General features: G+C 69.2%; 1 protein-coding gene. It reads left to right on the top strand.

The features are described from left to right. Positions 1-349 precede the first annotated feature (349 nt). Entirely contained in the window at positions 350-1,213 is an 864-nt protein-coding gene (locus G6021_RS07665) for a Bax inhibitor-1/YccA family protein (protein ID WP_182618112.1), read from the top strand. The last annotated feature ends 201 nt before the right edge of the window (positions 1,214-1,414 follow it).

The following is a 1,414-nucleotide window of genomic DNA, read 5'->3' as shown; positions in this document are numbered from 1 at the left end:
CGGGCGGCCGGGGCGGCCGCCACGCCGCGGGTGTCCGCCCCGGCTCCGTGTGTCCGGGGGGCCGAAGTCACCCGGTTCGTGTGCGTCGTCGCTGTGCATCGCCGACTCCCAATGTCCTGGGCGCCCCATCGGCGCCCGCCTGCCATAGAGTATTCGCGACATCCCAAAGAGTGTCAACGACATATCGCTAAAGGGTTGGTGCGCGGGACGTCCGACCGGTCGGGCAGGATGGGGGTCGACGCGGGGAACACTCAGGTGGGCCCGCGCGTTGACCAGTACGAGTGATTCGTCGGTGACCCGGCGGGGACTCTCGATCAACGACCTTCCCCGACAATCCGAAGGGACCTCGATGCGCACGAGCAGCAATCCGGTCTTCAGTTCCCTGTCCCAGGACAGCGCGCGTGGCGCCACCCACCTCGGTGGTGCCGGACGCGCGGGCTTCCAGCAGGGCCAGTACGGCCAGCAGGGTTTCGGTGCCCAGCCCGGGTACGGCGCCCCCCAGGCCCATCCGCAGTTCGACACGGACACGCGGCCCATGACGATCGACGACGTCGTCAGCAAGACCGCCACCACCCTGGGTCTGCTCAGCATCGTGGGCGTGATCGCGTTCTACATGATCAGCATCAACCCCGGTCTGCTGTTCCCGCTGCTGCTCATCGGCGGTATCGGCGGTCTCGTCGTGGTGCTCGTCGCCACGTTCGGCCGCAAGATGGACTCGGCCCCCGTCACCCTGGTCTACGGCGGCCTGCAGGGGCTCTTCGTGGGCGCTGCCACCTACCTGTTCACCGCTGATCTGCAGGGCGGTGGCGTCCTGGGTGCCGTCGGCGCGGCGATCCTCGGCACCATCGGTGTGTTCGTGGGCATGCTGTTCGTCTACAAGACCGGCGCCGTGCGCGTGACCCCCAAGTTCACGCGGTTCCTCACCGCCGCCATCGTGGGCGTGCTGTTCGCGGCGCTCGGTAGCATCCTGCTGAGCTTCTTCACCGGTGGCTCCAACCCGCTGTACGACGGCGGCCCGATCGCGATCGCCTTCTGCCTCCTGTGCATCGGCCTGGCCGCGTTCAGCTTCCTGCTGGACTTCGACAACGCCGATCGCCTCGTGCGCGCCGGTGCCCCCAACAAGATGGCGTGGGGCGTCGCGCTCGGCCTGACCGTCACCCTGGTCTGGCTGTACATCGAGATCCTGCGTCTGATGAGCTACTTCCGCGACTGATCAGCGCGAGCGGTAGCGCCGCCGTCGGTGGCCCTGGCTGCTGCGGCGAACCGGCGAGCCGGCCCTGCTGCCCCGACCCCCACCAGGGGTCGGGGCAGTCGCTATTTCGGGGGAGGGTGCGGTCGGCTGGCTCGCGTGGGCCGGGTCGCGATGGCCGGAGCGGCCTGGACGAGCCCAGCGGGACTCCCGGGCTCGGCTTCT

Origin of the sequence: Dietzia sp. CW19, from assembly GCF_014145265.1 — a bacterium.
GTDB classification, from domain to species: Bacteria; Actinomycetota; Actinomycetes; order Mycobacteriales; family Mycobacteriaceae; genus Dietzia; species Dietzia natronolimnaea.
Note: the sequence above shows the minus strand (reverse complement) of the source record. Positions and strands in the feature narration are given on the sequence as shown.

Excerpts from the sequence above, each read along its gene's own strand:
- G6021_RS07665 (WP_182618112.1), top strand. The coding sequence starts at position 350 with ATGCGCACGAGCAGCAATCCGGTCTTCAGTTCCCTGTCCCAGGACAGC.